The organism is Micrococcus sp. EWR3.9.1, from assembly GCF_052615555.1.
In genome coordinates this window covers 1-18,669 of the sequence record NZ_JBQXFD010000021.1, presented here as the reverse complement: position 1 = coordinate 18,669, position 18,669 = coordinate 1, and the positions used below count along the sequence as shown (strand labels likewise).

The window sequence follows — 18,669 nt, the reverse complement described above, 5'->3', positions numbered from 1 at the left end:
GCCGGGGTGGCGTCGGTCACGATTGCGGTCATAGTGGTCACGGCGGCCGGCGGACTGCAGGATCGTGGGGGCGGACCGGCGCGTCGCCGGCCCGAGGGAGGAGAGGCATGCGCCACCCGTGGTCGATCGCCCGGCGGATCGCCGTGGTCCACGTGGCGCTCGTGGCGGCCATCGCCCTGTTCAGCGTGTGGAGCGCCTACCTCCAGGCCCGCGAGGTGGCCCTGCGCGTCGAGGAGCGCCACGTCCAGGGAGTCACCACCCTCGTGGCGCGCGACCCCGCGCTCGTCTCGGCCCTGCGGGCCGGTGACGCCCCGCCCTGCAGGCCGGGATCGACGGCTGGATCGCCGAGGCGCAGGTCTCGTGGCTGACCGTGATGGATCCGGACGGGATGCGGTTGGCGAGCTGGCGCCCCGAGCAGGTCGGTGTCCGCTACCCGAAGCCGGTGGACGCCGTCGTGGCCGGGGACACCGTCGTGGAGCTCTCGAGCACCGGTGCCGCGGGCCGGTCGATGCGTGCGCTCGCGCCGGTCGTCGACCCGGAGGACGGCACCGTCCTGGGCGTGGTCACGATGGGCGTGCAGATCTCCGACGTCACCATCCTGGCCGAGGCGCAGATCCCCGGCATCCTGCTGGGCTCGGCCGCCGTGGCCGCCGTCGGCCTGCTCGTCGCCTGGCTCGTGGGCCGGTATCTGAACCGGGTGACGCTCGGACCCGGCCCCGAGCAGATCGCCGAGCAGTTCCTGCTGGCGGAGACGGCCATGGACTCGCTCGAGGCCGGCGTCGTGGTCCTCGCCCCGGACGGGCGGGTCCGCCTGCACAACGACGCCGCCGCGCGCCTGCTCGGCTGGGAGGGCGCGGGCGAGCCTCGACTGCCCACCGAGCTCTCCGCGGCCCTGCCGGGCGCGGTCGGCGGCGCGGCGAGCCTCGCCGTCGGCGGGCGGGTCCTCGTGGTGCAGCAGCGTGTCGTGCGGGCTCCCGGCCGCTCCGACCCCGGCGGATCGGTCCCGCCGACGGCCCTCGCCGCGGCCGCCCGCGAGGGCGTGACCACCGCCCCTTCGGGATCGCGCGTGCTCGTCCTGCACGACCGCACCGACCTGCAGCGGCTCGGCGACGAGCTCACCGTGGCCCACACCCTGACCACGGCGCTGCGCGCGCAGACGCACGAGCACGCCAACCAGCTGCACACCGCCCTCGCCCTCGTCGAGTCGGGCCGGTTGGAGGCGGCCCGCGCCGTGCTGTCCCGACGCGCCGCGGACGAGGAGGCCTCCGACGACGTCCTCGCCGCCCTGCTGACCGCGCTGGGCAACCTGGTGGACAACGCCCTCGACGCGGCCGCCGCACCCGACCTGTCCGCGGCAGACCGGTGGGTCGACGTCGAGGTGGTCTCGGACGCCGCGGGCCTGCTCGTGCAAGGTGGCCGACGGCGGCCCCGGACCCTCCGACGCGGACCGCGGCCGACTCTTCGACCGGGGCTGGTCGACGAAGCCCGTCGGCGCCGCCGGACGCGGCATGGGGCTGTGGCTGACGCGGCGGATCGCGGAGGAGGCCGGCGGGGTCGCGGACGTCGCGACCGACTCGGGCACCGTGTTCACCGTCGAGGTGCCCCGCACCCCCCGACCCCAGGAGGAGATATGACCGCCCGCCCGTACCGGGTGCTCGTCGTCGAGGACGAGCAGCTGACGGCCGAGACCTACGTGGCGCACCTGGACCGGCTGCCGGGCTTCGAGGTGGCCGCGGTGGCCGGCTCCCTGTTGGCCGCGCGGCAGGTCGCCGCGGCGGGCCTGCACGCGGACGGGCGCTTCCCGTTCGACGTCGTGCTGCTGGACATGAACCTGCCGGACGGGCACGGCCTGGACTTCCTGCACCAACTGCGCGCGGCCGGCTTCCACGGCGGGGTGCTGGCGCTCACCGCGGCCACCGACCTGCCGGTGGTGCGCCGCGCCGTCGCGTACGGGGTGACGCAGTACCTCGTGAAGCCGTTCGGGTTCGACGAGTTCGCGGACCGGCTGGGCGGGTTCCGCGCCGCCTCGGCGATGCTGGCCGGCGACGGCGCCCTCGACGGCCAGGAGCAGGTGGACGCCGTCTTCCGCGTCTCCCGCGAGCGACGCGCCGAGGCCCTGCCCAAGGGGCTGACCGAGGGCACCCTGCGCGAGGTGATGGACCTGCTGGGGGCGGACCCGGAGACCGCCCTGAGCGCGGCCGAGGTGGGCGAGCGCCTGGGCATCTCCCGCGTGACGGCCCGGCGCTACCTCGAGCACCTCGAGCGGATCCGCCGGGTGCGGCGCTCGGCCCGGCACGGCGGCCGCGGCCGGCCCGAGCAGGAGTACCGCTGGGCCGGCCGCACGTGAGCGGGGCTCAGCGGGCCGGGCGCAGCACCCCGGCCAGGGCCTCGAGCACGGCGGGGTCCTCGATGGTCGAGGGCACCGCGTACTCCTCGCCGTCGGCCATCTGCCGCATGGTCTTGCGCAGGATCTTGCCCGAGCGGGTCTTGGGCAGCGCGTCCACCACGACGACGTCGCGGAAGTCCGCCACCGGGCCCACCTCGCGGCGCACCGCCTGACGCGGCTCGTCCAGGAGCGCGGCCTCGGCCTCGGAGCCGGGCTCGGGCGTCTCGACGCCGGACTTGAGGACCACGTAGCCCGAGGGCCGCTGACCCTTGAGCGGGTCCGCGACGCCGATCACGGCGCATTCGGCCACCGCCGGGTGGGAGGCCAGGGCGGCCTCGAGGACGCCCGTGGACAGCCGGTGCCCGGAGACGTTGATGACGTCGTCGGTGCGGCCGAGCACGAACACGTAGCCGTCCTCGTCCACGATGCCGGGGTCACCGGTCGCGTAATGGCCGGGGAACGCGCTGAGGTAGGAGTCGATGTAGCGCTGGTCGTCGCGCCACAGGGTGGGCAGGGTGCCCGGGGGCAGCGGCAGCCGCAGGGCGATGTTGCCCTCGGTCCCGGCGGGCACGGGCTCGCCCAGGCCGTCCAGGACCACGAGGTCCACGCCCGGCGAGGGCACCGAGGACGACCCGATCTTCACCGGCAGCTGCTCCAGGCCCGCCGGGTTCGCCGCGATGGCCCAGCCGGTCTCGGTCTGCCACCAGTGGTCGATCACCGGCATGCCCAGCAGGCCCTCGATCCACCGCTGCGTCTCCGGGTCCAGGCGCTCGCCCGCGGCGAAGAAGTGCCGCAGGGAGGACAGGTCGTGGGCCTGGAGCAGCTCGCCCTCGGGGTCGGCGCGGCGGATCGCGCGCAGCGCCGTGGGGGCCGTGAAGAAGGAGCGCACGCCGTGGTCCTCGATGAGCCGCCAGAACGCGCCGGCGTCGGGGGTGCCCACGGGCTTGCCCTCGTACATGACCGTGGTGGCCCCGGCCAGGAGCGGGCCGTAGACGATGTAGGAGTGCCCCACGACCCAGCCCACGTCCGAGGCCGTGCACATCGCCTGTCCCGGGCCGACGTCGTAGATGTGCTCCATGGTCCAGCGCAGGGCGACGGCGTGGCCCCCGTTGTCCCGGACGACGCCCTTCGGCTTGCCCGTGGTGCCCGAGGTGTACAGCACGTACAGCGGGTCGGTGGCCTGCACCGGGACGCAGTCGGCCGGCTCGGCGGCCGCGACGGCCTCGCCCCAGTCCTCCCAGCTCGCGCCCCCGCGCCCGTCGGTGTCCGCGAGGGCGGTCTCGAAGCCCTCGCGGTGGTGGACCAGCACCGTGCGCACGGGATGCGCGGCGGTCTCGAGCGCCTCGGCCACGGCGGGCAGGTACTCGACCCGGCGCTTGGGCTCGATGCCGCCGGAGCAGGTGAGCACGACGTCGGGGGCGGCGTCGTCGATGCGGGAGGCGAGCTCGCGCGGGGCGAAGCCGCCGAAGACCACGGAGTGCACCGCGCCGAGCCGCGCGCACGCCAGCATCGCGATGTGGGCCTGCGGGATCATCGGCAGGTACACGAGGACGCGGTCTCCCTTGCCGACGCCGCGCGCGGCCAGGGCGCCGGCCAGACGGGCCACCGCGTCCGTGAGCTCGGCGTACGTGTACCGGGTGACCTCGCCGGTCATCGCGGAGTCGTGGATCAGCGCGACGGCGTCCCCGCGGCCCGCCTCGACGTGCCGGTCCAGGCAGTTGAAGGCGGTGTTCAGCTCGCCGTCCGGGAACCAGCGGTACAGGGGCGCGGCGGAGTCGTCGAGGGCGCGCGTGGGCGCGACGGTCCAGTCGATGGCGCGCGCCGCCTCGAGCCAGAACCCTCGGGGTCGCGGAGGGAGCGGGCATGGGCGTCGGCGTACGCGCCGGAGGGGCGGTCTTCGGTGGGGGCATCGTGGGTCGCCATGGACCCAGGGTAGTGCTGTGGATCACACGCGGCAAGAGATCTGTATACATTTCTCGCGCTGCGACTGAGGCGTGCCGGCGCACGGGCGTCCCCCGCCAGGGGCACGGCACCCGGCCCGCTCACGCCGGACGACACTCCCCTCCGACGGCGCCGTCCGACGCGCGCACCGGACACGTCCCTGCCCTCGGCGGGACTGTTGTGTATACACTGGCGGCATGCGAGCGAGTGAGCGGGCGTACCAGGCCCTGAGGGCGGAGATCCTCGACTGGTCCCTCCCTCCGGGCGCGGGCCTGGGCGAGGTGGAGCAGGCCGAACGCCTGGGCATCTCGCGCACCCCTCTGCGCGAGGCGCTCTCCCGCCTGGTGGCCGACGGCCTGGCCGAGCAGGCACCGGGCCGGGGCATCGTCGTCGCCGACCTGTCCCTCGAGCAGGCGGACCAGCTGTTCGACCTGCGCATCGCCCTCGAGTCCCTCCTGGCGCGCCGGGCCGCGCAGCGGGCCACCCCGGAGGCGGCCGAGCGGTTCACGGTCCTCGCGGGCCGTTTCCAGGAGGCCGAGGCGGCCCTGCGCGGCGGGACCGACCCCGCGGACTACTACGCGATGACGGCCGAGCTGGACAGCCGGCTGGACGAGGCCGCCGCGAACCCCTACCTCGTCTCCACCCTGCGCACCCTGCGCCTGCACCTGGCGCGCCTGCGCCGACTGGCCGCCGACGACCCGGCCCGCCTCGCGGCCTCCGCCGCGGAGCACGCGGACATCGCCGACGCCGTCGGCTCGGGCGCCGCGGACCTCGCGGAGGCGACCACGCGGGTCCACCTGCACCACGCCTTCCACCATCTGACCCGGCGCGGCCGCGCCGAGGAGACCCCGACCCTGCTGACCCCCACCGAAGGAGACCGACCATGAAGAACCATCACGTGCGCGTCCACCGCTCCGAGGAGAACCTCGAGCGCAAGGACCAGCTGGCCTGGAAGCTGGCCGAGGTGGCCGTCGACGACGTCGAGGTGCTGCCCGAGGTCGAGGAGATGATCATCAACCGGATCATCGACAACGCCTCCGTCGCCGTCGCCTCGCTCCGGCGCGGCCCGATCGTCGCCGCCCGCGCCCAGGCCCTGTCCCACCCGGTCTCCACCGGCGGCGAGGGCGCCTCCGTGTTCGGTGTGGAGCAGAAGGTCTCCCCCGAGTGGGCCGCGTGGGCCAACGGCGTGGCCGTCCGCGAGCTGGACTACCACGACACGTTCCTGGCCGCCGAGTACTCCCACCCGGGCGACAACATCCCGCCGATCCTCGCCGTCGCCCAGCATGCCGGCCGCTCCGGCAAGGACCTGATCCGCGGCATCGCCACCGGCTACGAGATTCAGGTGGACCTCGTGAAGTCCATCAACCTGTACGGCCACAAGATCGACCACGTGGCCCACATCGGCCCCTCCGCCTCCGCCGGCATCGGCACCCTGCTCGGCCTGGACACCGAGACCATCTTCCAGGCCATCGGCCAGGGCCTGCACACCACCACCGCCACCCGACAGTCCCGCAAGGGCGAGATCTCCACGTGGAAGGCCCACGCCCCGGCGTTCGCGGGCAAGATGGCCGTCGAGGCCGTGGACCGCGCCATGCGCGGCCAGACCTCGCCCGTCCCGATCTACGAGGGCGAGGACGGCGTGATCGCCTGGCTGCTGGACGGCCCGGATGCCTCCTACGAGGTGCCGCTGCCCGAGCAGGGCGAGCCCAAGCGCGGCATCCTGGACACGTACACCAAGGAGCACTCGGCCGAGTACCAGGCCCAGGCCTGGATCGACCTGGCCCGCAAGCTCCACAGGGAGCACCCGGAGGCCACCGACCCGGCGAACGTCGAGTCGGTGCTGATCAAGACCTCGCACCACACCCACTACGTGATCGGCTCGGGCGCCAACGACCCGCAGAAGTACGATCCGACGGCCTCGCGCGAGACCCTCGACCACTCGATCCCCTACATCTTCACCGTGGCCCTGCAGGACGGCTCCTGGCACCACGTGGACTCCTACGCCCCCGAGCGCGCCCAGCGCGAGGACACCGTGGCCCTGTGGCACAGGGTGACCACCGTGGAGGACCCGGAGTGGACCCGCCGCTACCACTCGCTGGACCTCGCGGAGAAGGCGTTCGGCGGAGCGGTGGAGATCACCCTCAAGGACGGCACCGTCATCACCGACGAGATCGCCGTGGCCGACGCCCACCCGCTCGGCGCCCGGCCGTTCGCCCGCGAGCAGTACATCCAGAAGTTCCGCACCCTGGCCGAGGGCATCGTCTCGAAGGAGGAGCAGGACCGCTTCCTGGCCGCCGCCGAGCGCGTGGCGGAGCTGCAGCCCGGCGAGCTGGACCAGCTGAACATCCTGGCAGACCCGGCGTTCCTGTCCGAGGCCGACCTCGCCGCCGCCCCGAAGGGCCTGTTCTGATGCTGTACTCGACGAAGACGGCCGAACAGAAGCGGATCGACCTGCGGGAGACCCTCAAGCAGGGCGGCGCCCAGCAGTTCCCGGGCGCGTTCACGCCGCTGTCCGCCAAGCTGATCCAGGAGAAGGGCTTCCCCGGTGTCTACATCTCCGGCGGCGTGCTCGCGAACGAGCTGGGCCTGCCCGACGTCGGGCTGACCACGCTCACCGAGGTGGCCGTGCGCGGCGGGCAGATCGCCCGCCTCACGGACCTGCCGTGCCTCATCGACGCGGACACCGGCTTCGGCGAGCCGATGAACGTGGCCCGCACGGTGCAGGAGTTCGAGAACGCCGGCCTGGCCGGCTGCCACATCGAGGACCAGTTCAACCCCAAGCGGTGCGGCCACCTCGACGGCAAGAACATGGTGGAGCTCGACACCGCGGTCAAGCGCATCGCCGCCGCCGTCCACGCCCGCCGGGACCCGAACTTCCTCATCATGGCGCGCACCGACCTGCGTGCCGTGGAGGGCCTGGACGCCGCGATCGCCCGCATGAAGGCGCTCGTGGAGGCCGGTGCGGACGCGATCTTCCCGGAGGCCCTGAAGGACATCGGCGAGTTCGAGACCGTGTGTCGCGAGCTGGAGCCCCTCGGGGTCCCGGTCCTGGCGAACATGACCGAGTTCGGCAAGTCCGAGCTGTTCACCCGCCGGCAGCTGGCCGACGCCGGCGTCGCGATGGTGATCTACCCGGTCACCCTGCTGCGCTCCGCGATGGGCGCCGCCGAGCGCGTGCTCAACGCCATCAAGGAGGAGGGCACCCAGCAGTCGCAGGTGGAGCAGATGCTCACCCGCGCCCGCCTCTACGAGCTGGTGGACTACGAGGGCTACAACGCCTTCGACACGGGCATCTTCAACTTCGACGTGCCCACGCTCGACATCGGCGCCAACCACGCCGACCTCTGACCCGTCACCGGGCCCGCCCGTGCGCGGGCGGGCCCCACTCCCCGAGGAGGGACACCATGACCGAGACCGAGATCAAGAAGGGCCTGGCCGGCGTCGTCGTGGACACCACGGCGATCTCCAAGGTCAACCCGGAGACGAACTCCCTGCTGTATCGCGGCTATCCCGTGCAGGACCTGGCCGCGCAGCTGCCGTTCGAGGCCGTCGCGCTGCTGCTCTGGACGGGTGAGCTGCCCACGGACGAGGAGCTGGCCGCGTTCGAGCGCTTCGAGCGCACCCATCGTGCCCTCGACCCGAAGGTGAAGCAGGCCATCGACCTGCTGCCCACCGACTGCCACCCCATGGACGTCGGCCGCACCGCCGTGTCCGTGCTCGGCGCAAACCACCCCAAGGCGGAGGACTCCTCCCCCGAGGCCGAACTGGAGAAGGCCCAGGCGCTGTTCGCGGCGTTCCCGGCCGTCGTCGCCTACGACCAGCGCCGTCGCCGCGGCCAGGAGGTGGTGGAGCCGCGCGAGGACCTGGACTACTCGCAGAACTTCCTCTGGATGACGTTCGGCGAGGAGGCTGCCCCGGAGGTCGTGGACGCGTTCCGCGTCTCGATGGTGCTGTACGCCGAGCACTCGTTCAACGCCTCGACCTTCACCGCGCGCGTGATCACCTCGACGCTCTCCGACCTGCACTCGGCCGTGACCGGTGCGATCGGCGCGCTCAAGGGCCCGCTGCACGGCGGCGCCAACGAGGCCGTGATGCACACCTTCGACGAGATCGGCATCCGGAAGGAGGAGTCCCGTGAGGACGCCGCCGCCCGAGCGAAGGCGTGGATGGAGGACGCCCTGGCCCAGAAGAAGAAGGTCATGGGCTTCGGTCACCGCGTCTACAAGAACGGCGACTCCCGTGTGCCCACCATGAAGGCCGCGCTGGACCGGATGATCGAGCACTACGGCCGCGAGGAGTTGCTCGGCCTGTACGACGGTCTGCAGCAGGCCATGGACGAGGCCAAGCAGATCAAACCGAACCTCGACTACCCCGCCGGCCCGACGTATCACCTCATGGGCTTCGACACCGAGATGTTCACGCCGATCTTCATCGCCTCGCGCATCACCGGCTGGACCGCCCACATCATGGAGCAGCGTGCCGCGAACGCGCTGATCCGCCCGCTCTCGGCCTACGACGGCCCGGAGCAGCGGGAGCTGCCGGCGGGCTGAGCCTCGTGAGGGGCGGTCGGGGCGACTTGTCGGAGGTGTAGACGCAGATCACCTCCGACACGTCGCCCCATTCGCTCGCGGCGCGGTGCCGCGTGCACGACGACGGCGGGTCGCCCCGGGTGGGGCGGCCCGCCGTCGTCGTGTCGTCATCGGTGCGACGCCCTCGCAGAGTGGTCACGACACGCCGCGTGCCGGGCGCGGCGACGGCGTGTCGTAACCACTGTGTCGGGCCGGTCGTCGGCCCCTCAGCGCCGGGCCGCCGCGTCGGCGCGGCGGGCCAGGCCGGCGGCGACGAGGCCGGCGAACAGCGGGTGCGGGCGGGTCGGCCGGGAGGAGAACTCCGGGTGGGCCTGCGTGGACACGTAGTACGGGTGCACGTCCCGGGGCAGCTCCACGAACTCCACGAGGGCGCCGTCCGGGGAGGTGCCGCAGATCGCGAGACCGGCCTCCTCGAGGCGGTCGCGGTAGGCGTTGTTCACCTCGTAGCGGTGGCGGTGGCGCTCGGTCACCTCGGTGGTGCCGTAGGCCTCGGCCATCACGGAGCCCGGGCGCAGGGTCGCGGGGAAGGCGCCCAGGCGCATGGTGCCGCCGAGGTCCCCCTCGCCGGCCACGATCTGCTCCTGCTCGGCCATGGTGGCGATCACGGGCGAGGCGGTCTCCGGGTCGAACTCGGTGGAGTCCGCGTCCTCCAGGCCGAGGACGTTGCGGGCGTACTCGATGACCATGGACTGCAGGCCCAGGCACAGACCCAGCGTCGGGATCCGCTGCTCGCGGGCGTGCCGCAGCGCGCCGAGCTTGCCCTCGAGCCCGCGCACGCCGAAGCCGCCGGGCACACACACGGCGTCGACGTCCGCGAGCGCCACCGCCGCGCCCTCGGGGGTGGCGCACTCGTCCGCGGCCACCCAGCGGATGCCCACCTTGGCCCGGTGGGCGAAGCCACCGGCGCGCAGCGCCTCGGTGACGGACAGGTAGGCGTCCGGCAGGTCCACGTACTTGCCCACGAGCGCCACGGTGAGCTCATGCTCCGGGTGGTGCACGGCGTCCATGAGCGCGTCCCAGGCGGTCCAGTCCACGTCCTTGAACTTCAGGTCCAGGGACTGCACCACGTGGGCGTCGAGGCCCTGGTCGTGGATGACGCGGGGGATGTCGTAGATGGAGGGGGCGTCGGCGCAGTTGACGACGGCGTCCTGCGGGACGTCGCACATGCGGGCAATCTTGCCGCGGACGTCGTCGGGGACGGCCCGGTCCGAGCGCAGCACGATCGCGTCCGGCTGGATGCCGATCGAGCGCAGGGCGGCCACGGAGTGCTGGGTGGGCTTGGTCTTGAGCTCCTGCGAGGGGCCGATGTACGGCACGAGGGAGACGTGCAGGAAGAAGACGTCGTCGCGGCCGACGTCCTGGCGGACCTGGCGGGCGGCCTCGAGGAAGGGCTGCGACTCGATGTCGCCGACGGTGCCGCCGATCTCCGTGATGATCACGTCCGGGGCGGGGCGGTCGCCGCGGGGCTCCGCGGGCAGGCGCATCCGGCGGCAGATCTCGTCGGTGATGTGCGGGATGACCTGGACGGTGTCCCCGAGGTACTCGCCGCGGCGCTCGCGGGCGATCACGGTGGAGTACACCTGGCCGGTGGTCACGTTGTCCAGGCCGTCGAGGTCCTCGTCGAGGAAGCGCTCGTAGTGGCCGATGTCCAGGTCCGTCTCGGCGCCGTCCTCGGTGACAAACACCTCGCCGTGCTGGAACGGGTTCATGGTGCCCGGGTCCACGTTGAGGTAGGGGTCGAGCTTCTGCATCACCACCCTGAGCCCGCGCGCCTTGAGCAGGTGGCCGAGCGAGGAGGCCGTGAGCCCCTTGCCGAGGGAGGAGGCGACACCGCCGGTCACGAACACGTGACGGGTGACGCGCGTGGACGTCTGAGTACGAGAAGTTCGTTTCACCACGGATCTTGAGCGTATCAGGTGCGGGGCTCAGCGCGCGCGCGGATGCGCGGCGGAGTAGACCTCGCGCAGGGAGTCCACGGTGACGAGGGTGTACACCTGCGTGGTGGTCACGGACGCGTGCCCGAGCAGCTCCTGGACCACGCGGACGTCCGCGCCGCCGGCCAGCAGGTGCGTGGCGAAGCAGTGGCGCAGGGTGTGGGGCGAGACGTCCGCCTCGAGGCCGGCGCGCTCGGCCGCCCGCTTCAGCACGGCCCACGCGGACTGCCGGGAGAGCCGGCCGCCGCAGGCGTTGACGAACAGGGCGGGCGTGGAGCGTGCGGCTCCCGCCATGATCGTGGGCCGTCCCCGCACCAGCCACGCGTCGAGCGCGGCGGCCGCGTAGGAGCCGATCGGCACCACGCGCTCCTTGGACCCCTTGCCGAACAGGCGGACCACAGGCTGGCCGCCGTCGTCCCCGGTCTGCGCGAGCCCCACCACGTCGTCGACGTCGAGGCCGACCACCTCGGAGATGCGGGCGCCGGTGCCGTAGAGGAACTCGAGCAGCGCGCGGTCCCGCAGGCCGGCCGGGGTGTCGACGGGCACGGCCTCCAGCAGCGCCGTCACCTGCTCCACGGGGAGCGCCTTCGGCAGGCGGGCGCCCGGCTTCGGCGGGTGGACGTCGAGGGCGGGGTCGGCGGGCGTGAGGCCCTCGAGGGCCCAGAACCGGTGCAGGCCGCGCACGGCCGCGAGCACGCGGGCCGCCGAGCGGACCGCGAGGGGCCGCCCGCCGTCCTCGCCGGTGCCCAGCGCCCGCAGGAAGCCCGAGACGTGGCCCGGGTCGACGTCGGCGGGGGCGCGCACCCCCTGGGCCTCGAGCCAGCGGCGGTAGCGCTCAAGGTCGCGGCGGTAGGCGGCCAGCGTGTTCGCGGCGAGGCCCCGCTCGACGGCCAGGTGCTCCAGGTGGCGGCGGAACGGGGCCGCGAGGGCGGACTCCGCGCCCCGGCCCCCACGGCTCCCCCGGGGTGCCGGGTCGGCGCTCACGCGGGCCAGTCCGCCCCCGGGGCCTGCCGGTCGGGGACGAACGGCGCGTCCACGGGACGCAGGCGTCGCCAGCCCTGGGCGCGGTGGGCGCCCAGGGCCAGCACGGCGACGACGGTGGACGGGTTGTGCACCCGGCCGTCCAGGACGGCGTCGGTCACCTCGTCGAGGCCGACCCACACGAGCGGCATGGCGGCCTCCTCGTCCTGCCGGGTGTGCCGCTCGCCGTCGGGGATCTCTTCGATCTGACGGGCCAGGAACACGCGGATCGCCTCGCTGGAGCCGCCCGGGGTCGTGTAGTAGTCGACGAGGGTGTGCCACTCGCGGGCGCGCAGGTCGGCCTCCTCGGCCAGCTCACGGACGGCGACCTGGTGGAGGTCCTCCCCGTCCACGTCCCGCAGGCCCGCCGGGATCTCCCACAGCTCCATGCCCACGGGGTGGCGGTACTGGCGGACGAGGGCCACCTGCTCGCGGGGGCCGGTGGTGGTGAGCTTGGTGCGGACCGCGAGGATCGCCACGGCGCCCGGATGCACCATCAGCTCCCGGGTCAGCGGTTCCCGGGACTTGTCCACCGGGTCCAGGCGGAACGACTCGCGGGCGATGTCCCACACTCGGCCCTCGTAGACGGTCTTCGACTTCTTCACCGGGCGGGGGACGTGCAGGTCGCGCAGGGGCGAGCGTCCCGCGGACGCGGAAATCTCAGGCATGGGGCGATCCTCTCATGTCGGGGCGGCGTCCGCGGACCGGGTCAGCCGCGTTCGCGGGCGGAGGACTCGAGCAGTTCCCGGGCGTGCTCGCGGGCCGCCGCGGAGTCCCCGTGGCCGGCGAGCATGCGGGCGAGCTCCTCGACCCGCTCGTCGGCCGTCAGCGTCACGACGTCGGAGGTGGTCACACCCGCGGCCGGGTCCGAGTTCTTCTCCACCCGCACGTGCCGGTCCGCGTAGGCGGCGACCTGGGGCAGGTGGGTCACGGCGATGACCTGCACGTGGCGGGCGAGCCGGGCCAGGCGGGCCCCGATCCGCACGGCGGCCTCACCGCCCACGCCGGCGTCGACCTCGTCGAACACGAAGGTGGGCACCGGGTCCGTGGCGGCCAGGACCACCTCGAGGGCGAGCATCACGCGGGAGAGCTCGCCGCCGGAGGCGCCGCGGCCCAGGGGCCGGGGCTCGACGCCCGCGTGGGGGCGCAGGGCGAGCGTGACGTCCTCAGCGCCGTACGGGCCGAGACCGTCCCCGGCGACCGGCGTCAGTCCCACGTGGAACGAGGCGTCCGGCATGAACAGGGCGTGCAGCTCCTCGGTCACCGCGGTCTCGAGCCGCTCGGCGGCCGCGGTGCGCAGGGCGGTGAGGGTCGCGGCCCGCTCGCGCAGCGCGGCGTCCAGCCGGTCGACCTCCGCCTCGAGCTCCTCGAGGCGGCCGGAGTCGCCCTGCAGCTCGTCCAGGCGCGGACGTTGGGTCCGGGCCCAGTCGATCACGTCGGCGAGCTCCGGCCCGTAGAGCCGCTGCAGTCGCGTGAGCTCGGCCAGCCGCGACTGGGCCGCGTCGAGGTCGGAGGCCGCGTCGGCGTCCAGGTCGGCGGTGTAGCGGGCCAGGTCGCCGGCGATGTCCGTGAGCACGACGGCGGCCTCGGCCAGGCGTGCGGCCGCGGCGGCGAGGTCGGGGTCGTCGCCGGGGGCGGCGAGCACGGCCTGCCGCGCCGCCTCCACGAGGCTGACGGCGCCGGGGGTCTCGTCCATCGCGTCCACGTCGGGGCCGGCCAGTCGGGCGTGCGCCTCCCCCGAGGCGGCGCGCAGCTCCTCGACGTCCTCGAGCCGACGGATGAGAGCCCGCAGCTCCTCGTCCTCCCCCTCCTGCGGCTCGGCGAGGTCGATCTCCTCGAGCGAGCGCTGGAGCGCCTCGGCCTCGCGGGCCCGCTCCTGGCGGTGGGCGGTGAGCTCCTCGCGCTCCCGACGCGCGGCGGTCCAGGCGGCGTGGTCCGCGCGGTAGGCGCGCAGGGCCGCGGCGAGCTCGGCGCCGCCGAACGCATCGAGGGCGTGCCGCTGGGCGTCGGCGCCCTGGAGGCGGACCTGGTCGTTCTGCCCGTGCACGGCCACGAGCGTGGCCCCGATCTCGGAGAGCAGGCCCACGGGCACGGAACGGCCGCCGGCCGTGGCACGGGAGCGTGTGCCGTCCCCCGACGCCGTGACGCTGCGGCTGAGGACCAGGTCGTGGGTGCCGTTGTCGCCCTCGTCCACGACCGCGCCGGCCTCCTGAGCCAGGCGGAGCGCCGCGTGGTCCGCGGTCACGCGCACGCCGGCGTCCACGACGGCTCGGGACGAGCCCCGGCGGACCGCGCCCGCGTCGGCGCGAGCACCGAGCAGCAGGCCCAGGGCGGTGACCACCATGGTCTTGCCGGCGCCGGTCTCACCGGTGACGACGGTGAAGCCGGGGTCCAGGTCCACGGTGGCCTCGCCGATCACGCCGAGCCCCGAGATCCTCAGATGGTCGATCATGCGTCCTCCCCGGGGTGACGCGCCCCGCGGTCGCGGTGGCGTTGGATGTCCGCGGGCGAGGGCACCGACAGCGGCATGGTGGCCGGTTCGACGACGTCGGGACGCGGCCCCGCGTGCCGCGGCTCGACGGTCTCCACCTCGTGGAGCACGCCCGCCCGCTCTTGGGCGGTGACGGGGCCGCGCCAGCCGTCCGTGGGCAGCCGGAACTTGCGCACCAGCCGTTCCGCGAAGGGAGTCGGGTTAAGACGGGCCAGGCGCACCGGCTCTGCCGACCGGGACACCTCGACCCGGGCCTGCGGTGGCAGTTCGACGGTGCGCCGGCCGTCACACCACAGCACACCGGTCTCGCGGGTGCGGGTGAGCACGTCCACACCGATCGTGGAGCGCGGACCCACCACGAGGGGGCGGGTGAACAGTGCGTGGGCGCTGATGGGCACGCACAGCAGGGCCTCCACGGAGGGCCACACCACGGGGCCCCCGGCGGAGAAGGCGTAGGCCGTGGAGCCGGTGGGGGTGGCCAGCACGACGCCGTCGCAGCCGAAGGACGTCAGCGGCGAGTTGTCCACGGAGACGACCACCTCGAGCATCCGCTCCCGGTGGGACTTCTCCACGGAGGCCTCGTTGAGGGCCCACGTGCGGGCCACCTCGCGGCCCTCCACGTGCACGACGACGTCCAGGGCCATGCGCTCGATCACCACGTAGGACTCCGAGGCGATCGCCTGGACGGTGCGGTGCAGGTCGGTGCGCTCGGACTCGGCGAGGAAGCCGACGTGGCCCAGGTTCACCGCCAGCAGCGGCACGTTGTAGCCGCGGACGAAGTCGGCCGCCCGCAGCACCGAGCCGTCGCCGCCGAGGACGAGGCCGAGGGTGATGTCCTCGAGCTCGCAGTCGACCCCGAGGGTCTCCGGCGCGAACTCCGGGGGGTCCCCCGCGGCCGCGCGGATGGCGGCCACGTCCTGTTCGAGCATGACGGTGACCAGGCCCTCCTCCGCGAACATGCGGGTGGCCTGCAGCGCCGCGCTGATGGCGTCCTCGCGGCCCGTGTGGGTCAGGACGAGGATGCGACGTCCGGGGGTGTAGGGCATGGTTCCTTCCGCGAGCCGGGGTGCCGGGCACTGCGCTCCAGGATAGCCACGAGACCGGACACGCGAACCGGTGGCCCCGCGCCCGTGGACGGGCGGTGTCCCCCGGTCGGGGGTCAGGACCAGTCGATGTGGGCGCCCCGGACCCACCCGGCGGCGCGCTCGCCGGCGGGCGGGGCCGGGCTCGTCCCGCCTGCCGGGTTGTCGGCCGCGGTGGCGTCGGGACGGCGGAGCCGCAGGAAGAACTCGGCGTTCCCGTCCTGTCCGGCCAGGCCGGATCGGGCGAGGCCGCGCGGTGCGAGGCCGGCGCCCAGCGCGGCCGCGGTCACACCCACGACGGCGTGGCGGCGGGCGTCGGGATCGGTCACGACACCGGAGCGCGGCAGGGCGCGCCGCCCGACCTCGAACTGGGGCTTGACCATGAGCAGTAGCTCGGCGCCGGGTCGGCACACGCTCGCGAGCGGGGCGAGGACGAGGCGCAGCGAGATGAAGGACAGGTCGGAGACCACCAGGTCCACCGGACCGTCGATGTCCTCGGCCGTGAGGTCGCGGATGTTGAGCCCCTCGCGCACGAGGACGCGGGGGTCGGCCCGGACGGGCGGGGCCAGCTGGTTGTGGCCCACGTCGACGGCGGCCACCCGTTCGGCGCCCCGCTCGAGGAGGACCTGGGTGAATCCGCCGGTGGAGGCCCCGGCGTCGAGCGCTCGGCGGCCGGCCACGCCCACGTCCGGGAATGCCTCGAGTGCGCTGACGAGCTTGTGGGCCGCACGGGAGACGTACCGCGGGCCCGGGTCGCGCAGGCGCAGGGTGGCGTCGGCGGCCACGCGGTCGGCGGGCCGGCGCACCGGGCGGCCGTCGAGGAGCACCTGTCCCGCGCGGATGAGCGCCGCGCCCTCCGTGCGGGAGCGTGCCAGGCCCCGAGCGGCCAGGGCGACGTCGGCGCGTGCGGTCTCAGCCACGCCGTGGGTCCGCGGAGGCCTCGGCCCCGCCGGCGAGCAGAGCGGGCAGGTGCGCACGGACCCACGTCGGCCGGTCTGGCCCGGGGGCGGCGGCCGCGGTCTCGCGCGTGTCGATGCCGGTCAGGACGAGCACCGTGTCGAACCCCGCCGCGTTGCCGCCGCGGATGTCCGTGTCCAGGCGGTCGCCGACCACGAGGGGACGGGCCAGGCCGAGGGCGTCGGCCGCCGTCCGGAACAGTCGTGGCTCGGGCTTGCCCGCCGCGACGGGCGCGGTGACGGTGGCCCGGCCCACCGCCTCGACGAGGGCCCCGTTGCCGGGGGCGATCCCCTCCGCGCGCGGGATCGAGGTGTCCAGGTTGGTGGCGACCCAGGTGGCCCCGGCGCGCACGGCGTACGCGGCCTCCGCCAGATCGGCCCAGCCGAGACCGGGGTCGAAGCCCTGGATCACCGCGTCGGGACACTGCGCCGCGGACGCGACCACCTCGTAGCCCCGCTCCTCGACCACGGCGCGCAGGTACGCCGAGCCGACCACGAGCACCCGGCCGGTCCGGCGGCCGAGCGTCTCCTCGAGCAGGTCGACGCCCGCCGGTGCGGAGCCGAAGACCTGCCCCGCCTCCGCGGGCACCCCGAGCGTGCGGAGATGCTCGGCCACGGACTCCGGCGCGCGAGAGGCGTTGTTCGTCACGAACCCGACCGGCACGCCGCGTTCCTGCAGCGTCGACAGCGTCTCGACCGCCCCGGCGATCGCACCGTCTCCGGCGTACACGACGCCGTCCAGGTCGCACAGCAGCCCGTCGTGACCGTCGAAGAACGTGGTGCTCACCGCTCGTCTGCCTCCGGGGCCTCGAGGTCGTCGAACAGCGACAGCTGGTTCGGGTCGACCTCGTCCGGCGTGTCGACGGCGGCCGGCGGCTCCGCGACGGCCTCTTGTCGGGGCACCAAGGTCGGCTCCGCGGCGGCCTCCGGCTCCTCGGCCGGGGATCCGTCCGCCGTCGGCTCCGCACCGGCCTCGGCCGCATACCGCTCGTGGCGCCGTTCGCGGGGGGACGGGCGGCGGTTCCGGGGGTCCTCGACCGGCTCGGTGTCCACGTCGATGATCTCTGGGTCCGCGAACCCGCCCACGCCGAGGGCCTTCTCCGCGACGCGCACGGCACGCGCCCACAGCCGAGCCTCGTCGCGGCGCCCCAGGGCGAGCAGCACGTCGGCCTGGCGCTGGAACAGCCGGGGAGAGAAGGGGTAGCCGCGCCGACGGTCCAGTTCCGGGATCTGCAGGGCCTCATGGGCACCCTGGAGGTCGCCGGCGTCCTCGCGGATGCCGGAGACGACCATGGCCAGCTCGGCCCGCGCCGCGCGGTCCAGACGCGAGGCATCCACCTCGGCGGCCAGCTGCAGGGCCTTCTCCGTGCGGCCGAGGGCACGCTCGCTGTCCACCTGCGCGGCGATGTGGGTGTCGTCGCCCGTCATGCGCCGGTAGGTGCGGAACTCGCGCAACGCGTCGGCGTACTCCCCCGCCGCGTAGGCGGTGAGCGCGACGGCCTCGCGCACGCGTGACAGGCGGCCGCCCTTGCGGGACGCGGCGAGGGCGTGCTGGAACGCCAGCGTCGGGTCGACGTCCAGGTAGCGACCGGCCATCACCAGGTGCTTGGCGACCCAGCTGGCAGGACGCTCGTCAAGGCCGTTGATCTCCTTGAGCGTGCCGCGGTCGAGCTCCTTGCCCGTCACGTCCGGGTCGATGTCCGGGGAGCGCTCCTGGTCCGCACGATTCGCCGCTCGGAGGTCACCGGGATTGTGCGCGGGTCGTTCGGCGCGGTCCTCGCGACGAGGGCCCGTCGGCGCACCGCGGCGCTCGGGCCTCCCGCCATCCTGGCCCGGGCCGCGCCGGCGGTCCTCGGAGGTGGGGCGGAAGCGACGCCGCGCGCCGTCGCGACCGAACTCCTCGCGACGCGGGCCACGGTCACCGGCCCCGTCCTGACGACGCGGACCGTCTGCGGAGCCACGACGACGGTCCTCGTGAGGCCCGCCGGAGCGGCGCCGGTCACCGGCACCGCTGCGAGGACGTCCGTCGCGGTCTCCACCACGACGCCGGCCATCACCACCACGGGGCCCGCGGCCCTCGGATCCACGGTCCTCGCGGCGCTCTCGGGGGGTGTCCTCAGCCATGGTGTCCTTCCTGGGCGTCACGCCGCGATGATCCGCGGGAACGCAGTCTCTGTTCCTCATGCGCCGGCCTCACGGCCGGGTCCTCAGGAGACCAGGCTAGTGCCCGGAGCCTGTGGCGGACCGTCCTCTCGGAGAAACAGTCCAGA

General features: G+C 74.2%; 14 protein-coding genes and 1 pseudogene. 6 read left to right on the top strand and 9 right to left on the bottom strand.

From position 1 onward, the window contains the following. Window positions 1-107 precede the first annotated feature (107 nt). Together ACUJ8O_RS10545 and ACUJ8O_RS10540 are read left to right on the top strand one after the other, a co-directional pair. Complete coding sequence (locus ACUJ8O_RS10545; RefSeq protein ID WP_231119497.1) at window positions 108-368, top strand: hypothetical protein; 261 nt, start codon at window positions 108-110, stop codon at window positions 366-368. A 5-nt stretch (window positions 369-373) separates the two neighbouring features. Next, window positions 374-2,347, top strand: coding sequence for a response regulator (locus ACUJ8O_RS10540; protein ID WP_445373368.1), 1,974 nt, complete (start codon window positions 374-376; stop codon window positions 2,345-2,347). Between the two features lie 7 nt (window positions 2,348-2,354). On the opposite strand, the pseudogene ACUJ8O_RS10535 reads toward ACUJ8O_RS10540, so the two are convergent. Beyond that, a pseudogene (locus tag ACUJ8O_RS10535) lies at window positions 2,355-4,309 on the bottom strand (AMP-binding protein). 215 nt (window positions 4,310-4,524) lie between these two features. Here ACUJ8O_RS10535 and ACUJ8O_RS10530 point away from each other — a divergent pair. The 4 genes from ACUJ8O_RS10530 to ACUJ8O_RS10515 are packed head-to-tail and all read left to right on the top strand — an operon-like array spanning window position 4,525 to window position 8,877. Further along, entirely contained in the window at window positions 4,525-5,214 is a 690-nt protein-coding gene (locus ACUJ8O_RS10530; protein ID WP_020628108.1) for a GntR family transcriptional regulator, read from the top strand. After that, the gene (locus ACUJ8O_RS10525; protein ID WP_095347579.1) at window positions 5,211-6,737 is read left to right on the top strand and encodes an MmgE/PrpD family protein; all 1,527 of its coding nucleotides are present in this window, start codon (window positions 5,211-5,213) and stop codon (window positions 6,735-6,737) included. Before ACUJ8O_RS10530 ends, ACUJ8O_RS10525 begins: the two co-directional genes overlap by 4 nt. Then, window positions 6,737-7,675 carry a methylisocitrate lyase gene (gene prpB / locus ACUJ8O_RS10520; protein WP_078025594.1) on the top strand — a complete coding sequence of 313 codons (939 nt, stop codon included), beginning with the start codon at window positions 6,737-6,739 and terminating at the stop codon, window positions 7,673-7,675. The genes ACUJ8O_RS10525 and prpB overlap by 1 nt, the downstream gene beginning before the upstream one ends. A 56-nt stretch (window positions 7,676-7,731) precedes the next feature. After that, window positions 7,732-8,877 (top strand): bifunctional 2-methylcitrate synthase/citrate synthase, encoded by a 1,146-nt coding sequence (locus ACUJ8O_RS10515; RefSeq protein ID WP_445373365.1) that lies wholly within the window; start codon window positions 7,732-7,734, stop codon window positions 8,875-8,877. A 245-nt stretch (window positions 8,878-9,122) separates the two neighbouring features. Here the strand turns inward: ACUJ8O_RS10515 and ACUJ8O_RS10510 are convergent, their stop codons facing one another. The 8 genes from ACUJ8O_RS10510 to ACUJ8O_RS10475 form a co-directional block, all read right to left on the bottom strand. Continuing rightward, window positions 9,123-10,832 carry a CTP synthase gene (locus ACUJ8O_RS10510; protein ID WP_445373367.1) on the bottom strand — a complete coding sequence of 570 codons (1,710 nt, stop codon included), beginning with the start codon at window positions 10,830-10,832 and terminating at the stop codon, window positions 9,123-9,125. Window positions 10,833-10,841: 9 nt separating this feature from the next. Next, the gene (gene xerD / locus ACUJ8O_RS10505; RefSeq protein WP_233263193.1) at window positions 10,842-11,834 is read right to left on the bottom strand and encodes a site-specific tyrosine recombinase XerD; all 993 of its coding nucleotides are present in this window, start codon (window positions 11,832-11,834) and stop codon (window positions 10,842-10,844) included. Beyond that, a complete protein-coding gene (locus ACUJ8O_RS10500; protein ID WP_207476289.1) occupies window positions 11,831-12,538 on the bottom strand; it encodes an NUDIX domain-containing protein in 708 nt (235 codons plus the stop codon). The genes xerD and ACUJ8O_RS10500 overlap by 4 nt, the downstream gene beginning before the upstream one ends. 41 nt (window positions 12,539-12,579) lie before the next feature. Beyond that, complete coding sequence (gene recN, locus ACUJ8O_RS10495; protein WP_036338142.1) at window positions 12,580-14,322, bottom strand: DNA repair protein RecN; 1,743 nt, start codon at window positions 14,320-14,322, stop codon at window positions 12,580-12,582. Then, window positions 14,319-15,407, bottom strand: coding sequence for an NAD kinase (locus ACUJ8O_RS10490; protein ID WP_078025590.1), 1,089 nt, complete (start codon window positions 15,405-15,407; stop codon window positions 14,319-14,321). The genes recN and ACUJ8O_RS10490 overlap by 4 nt, the downstream gene beginning before the upstream one ends. Before the next feature lie 113 nt (window positions 15,408-15,520). After that, window positions 15,521-16,363 (bottom strand): TlyA family RNA methyltransferase, encoded by an 843-nt coding sequence (locus tag ACUJ8O_RS10485; protein ID WP_078025589.1) that lies wholly within the window; start codon window positions 16,361-16,363, stop codon window positions 15,521-15,523. After that, complete coding sequence (locus tag ACUJ8O_RS10480; protein ID WP_148408601.1) at window positions 16,356-17,186, bottom strand: HAD-IIA family hydrolase; 831 nt, start codon at window positions 17,184-17,186, stop codon at window positions 16,356-16,358. The genes ACUJ8O_RS10485 and ACUJ8O_RS10480 overlap by 8 nt, the downstream gene beginning before the upstream one ends. Further along, the gene (locus ACUJ8O_RS10475) at window positions 17,183-18,085 is read right to left on the bottom strand and encodes a hypothetical protein (RefSeq protein ID WP_187364947.1); all 903 of its coding nucleotides are present in this window, start codon (window positions 18,083-18,085) and stop codon (window positions 17,183-17,185) included. The genes ACUJ8O_RS10480 and ACUJ8O_RS10475 overlap by 4 nt, the downstream gene beginning before the upstream one ends. Window positions 18,086-18,669 lie beyond the last annotated feature (584 nt).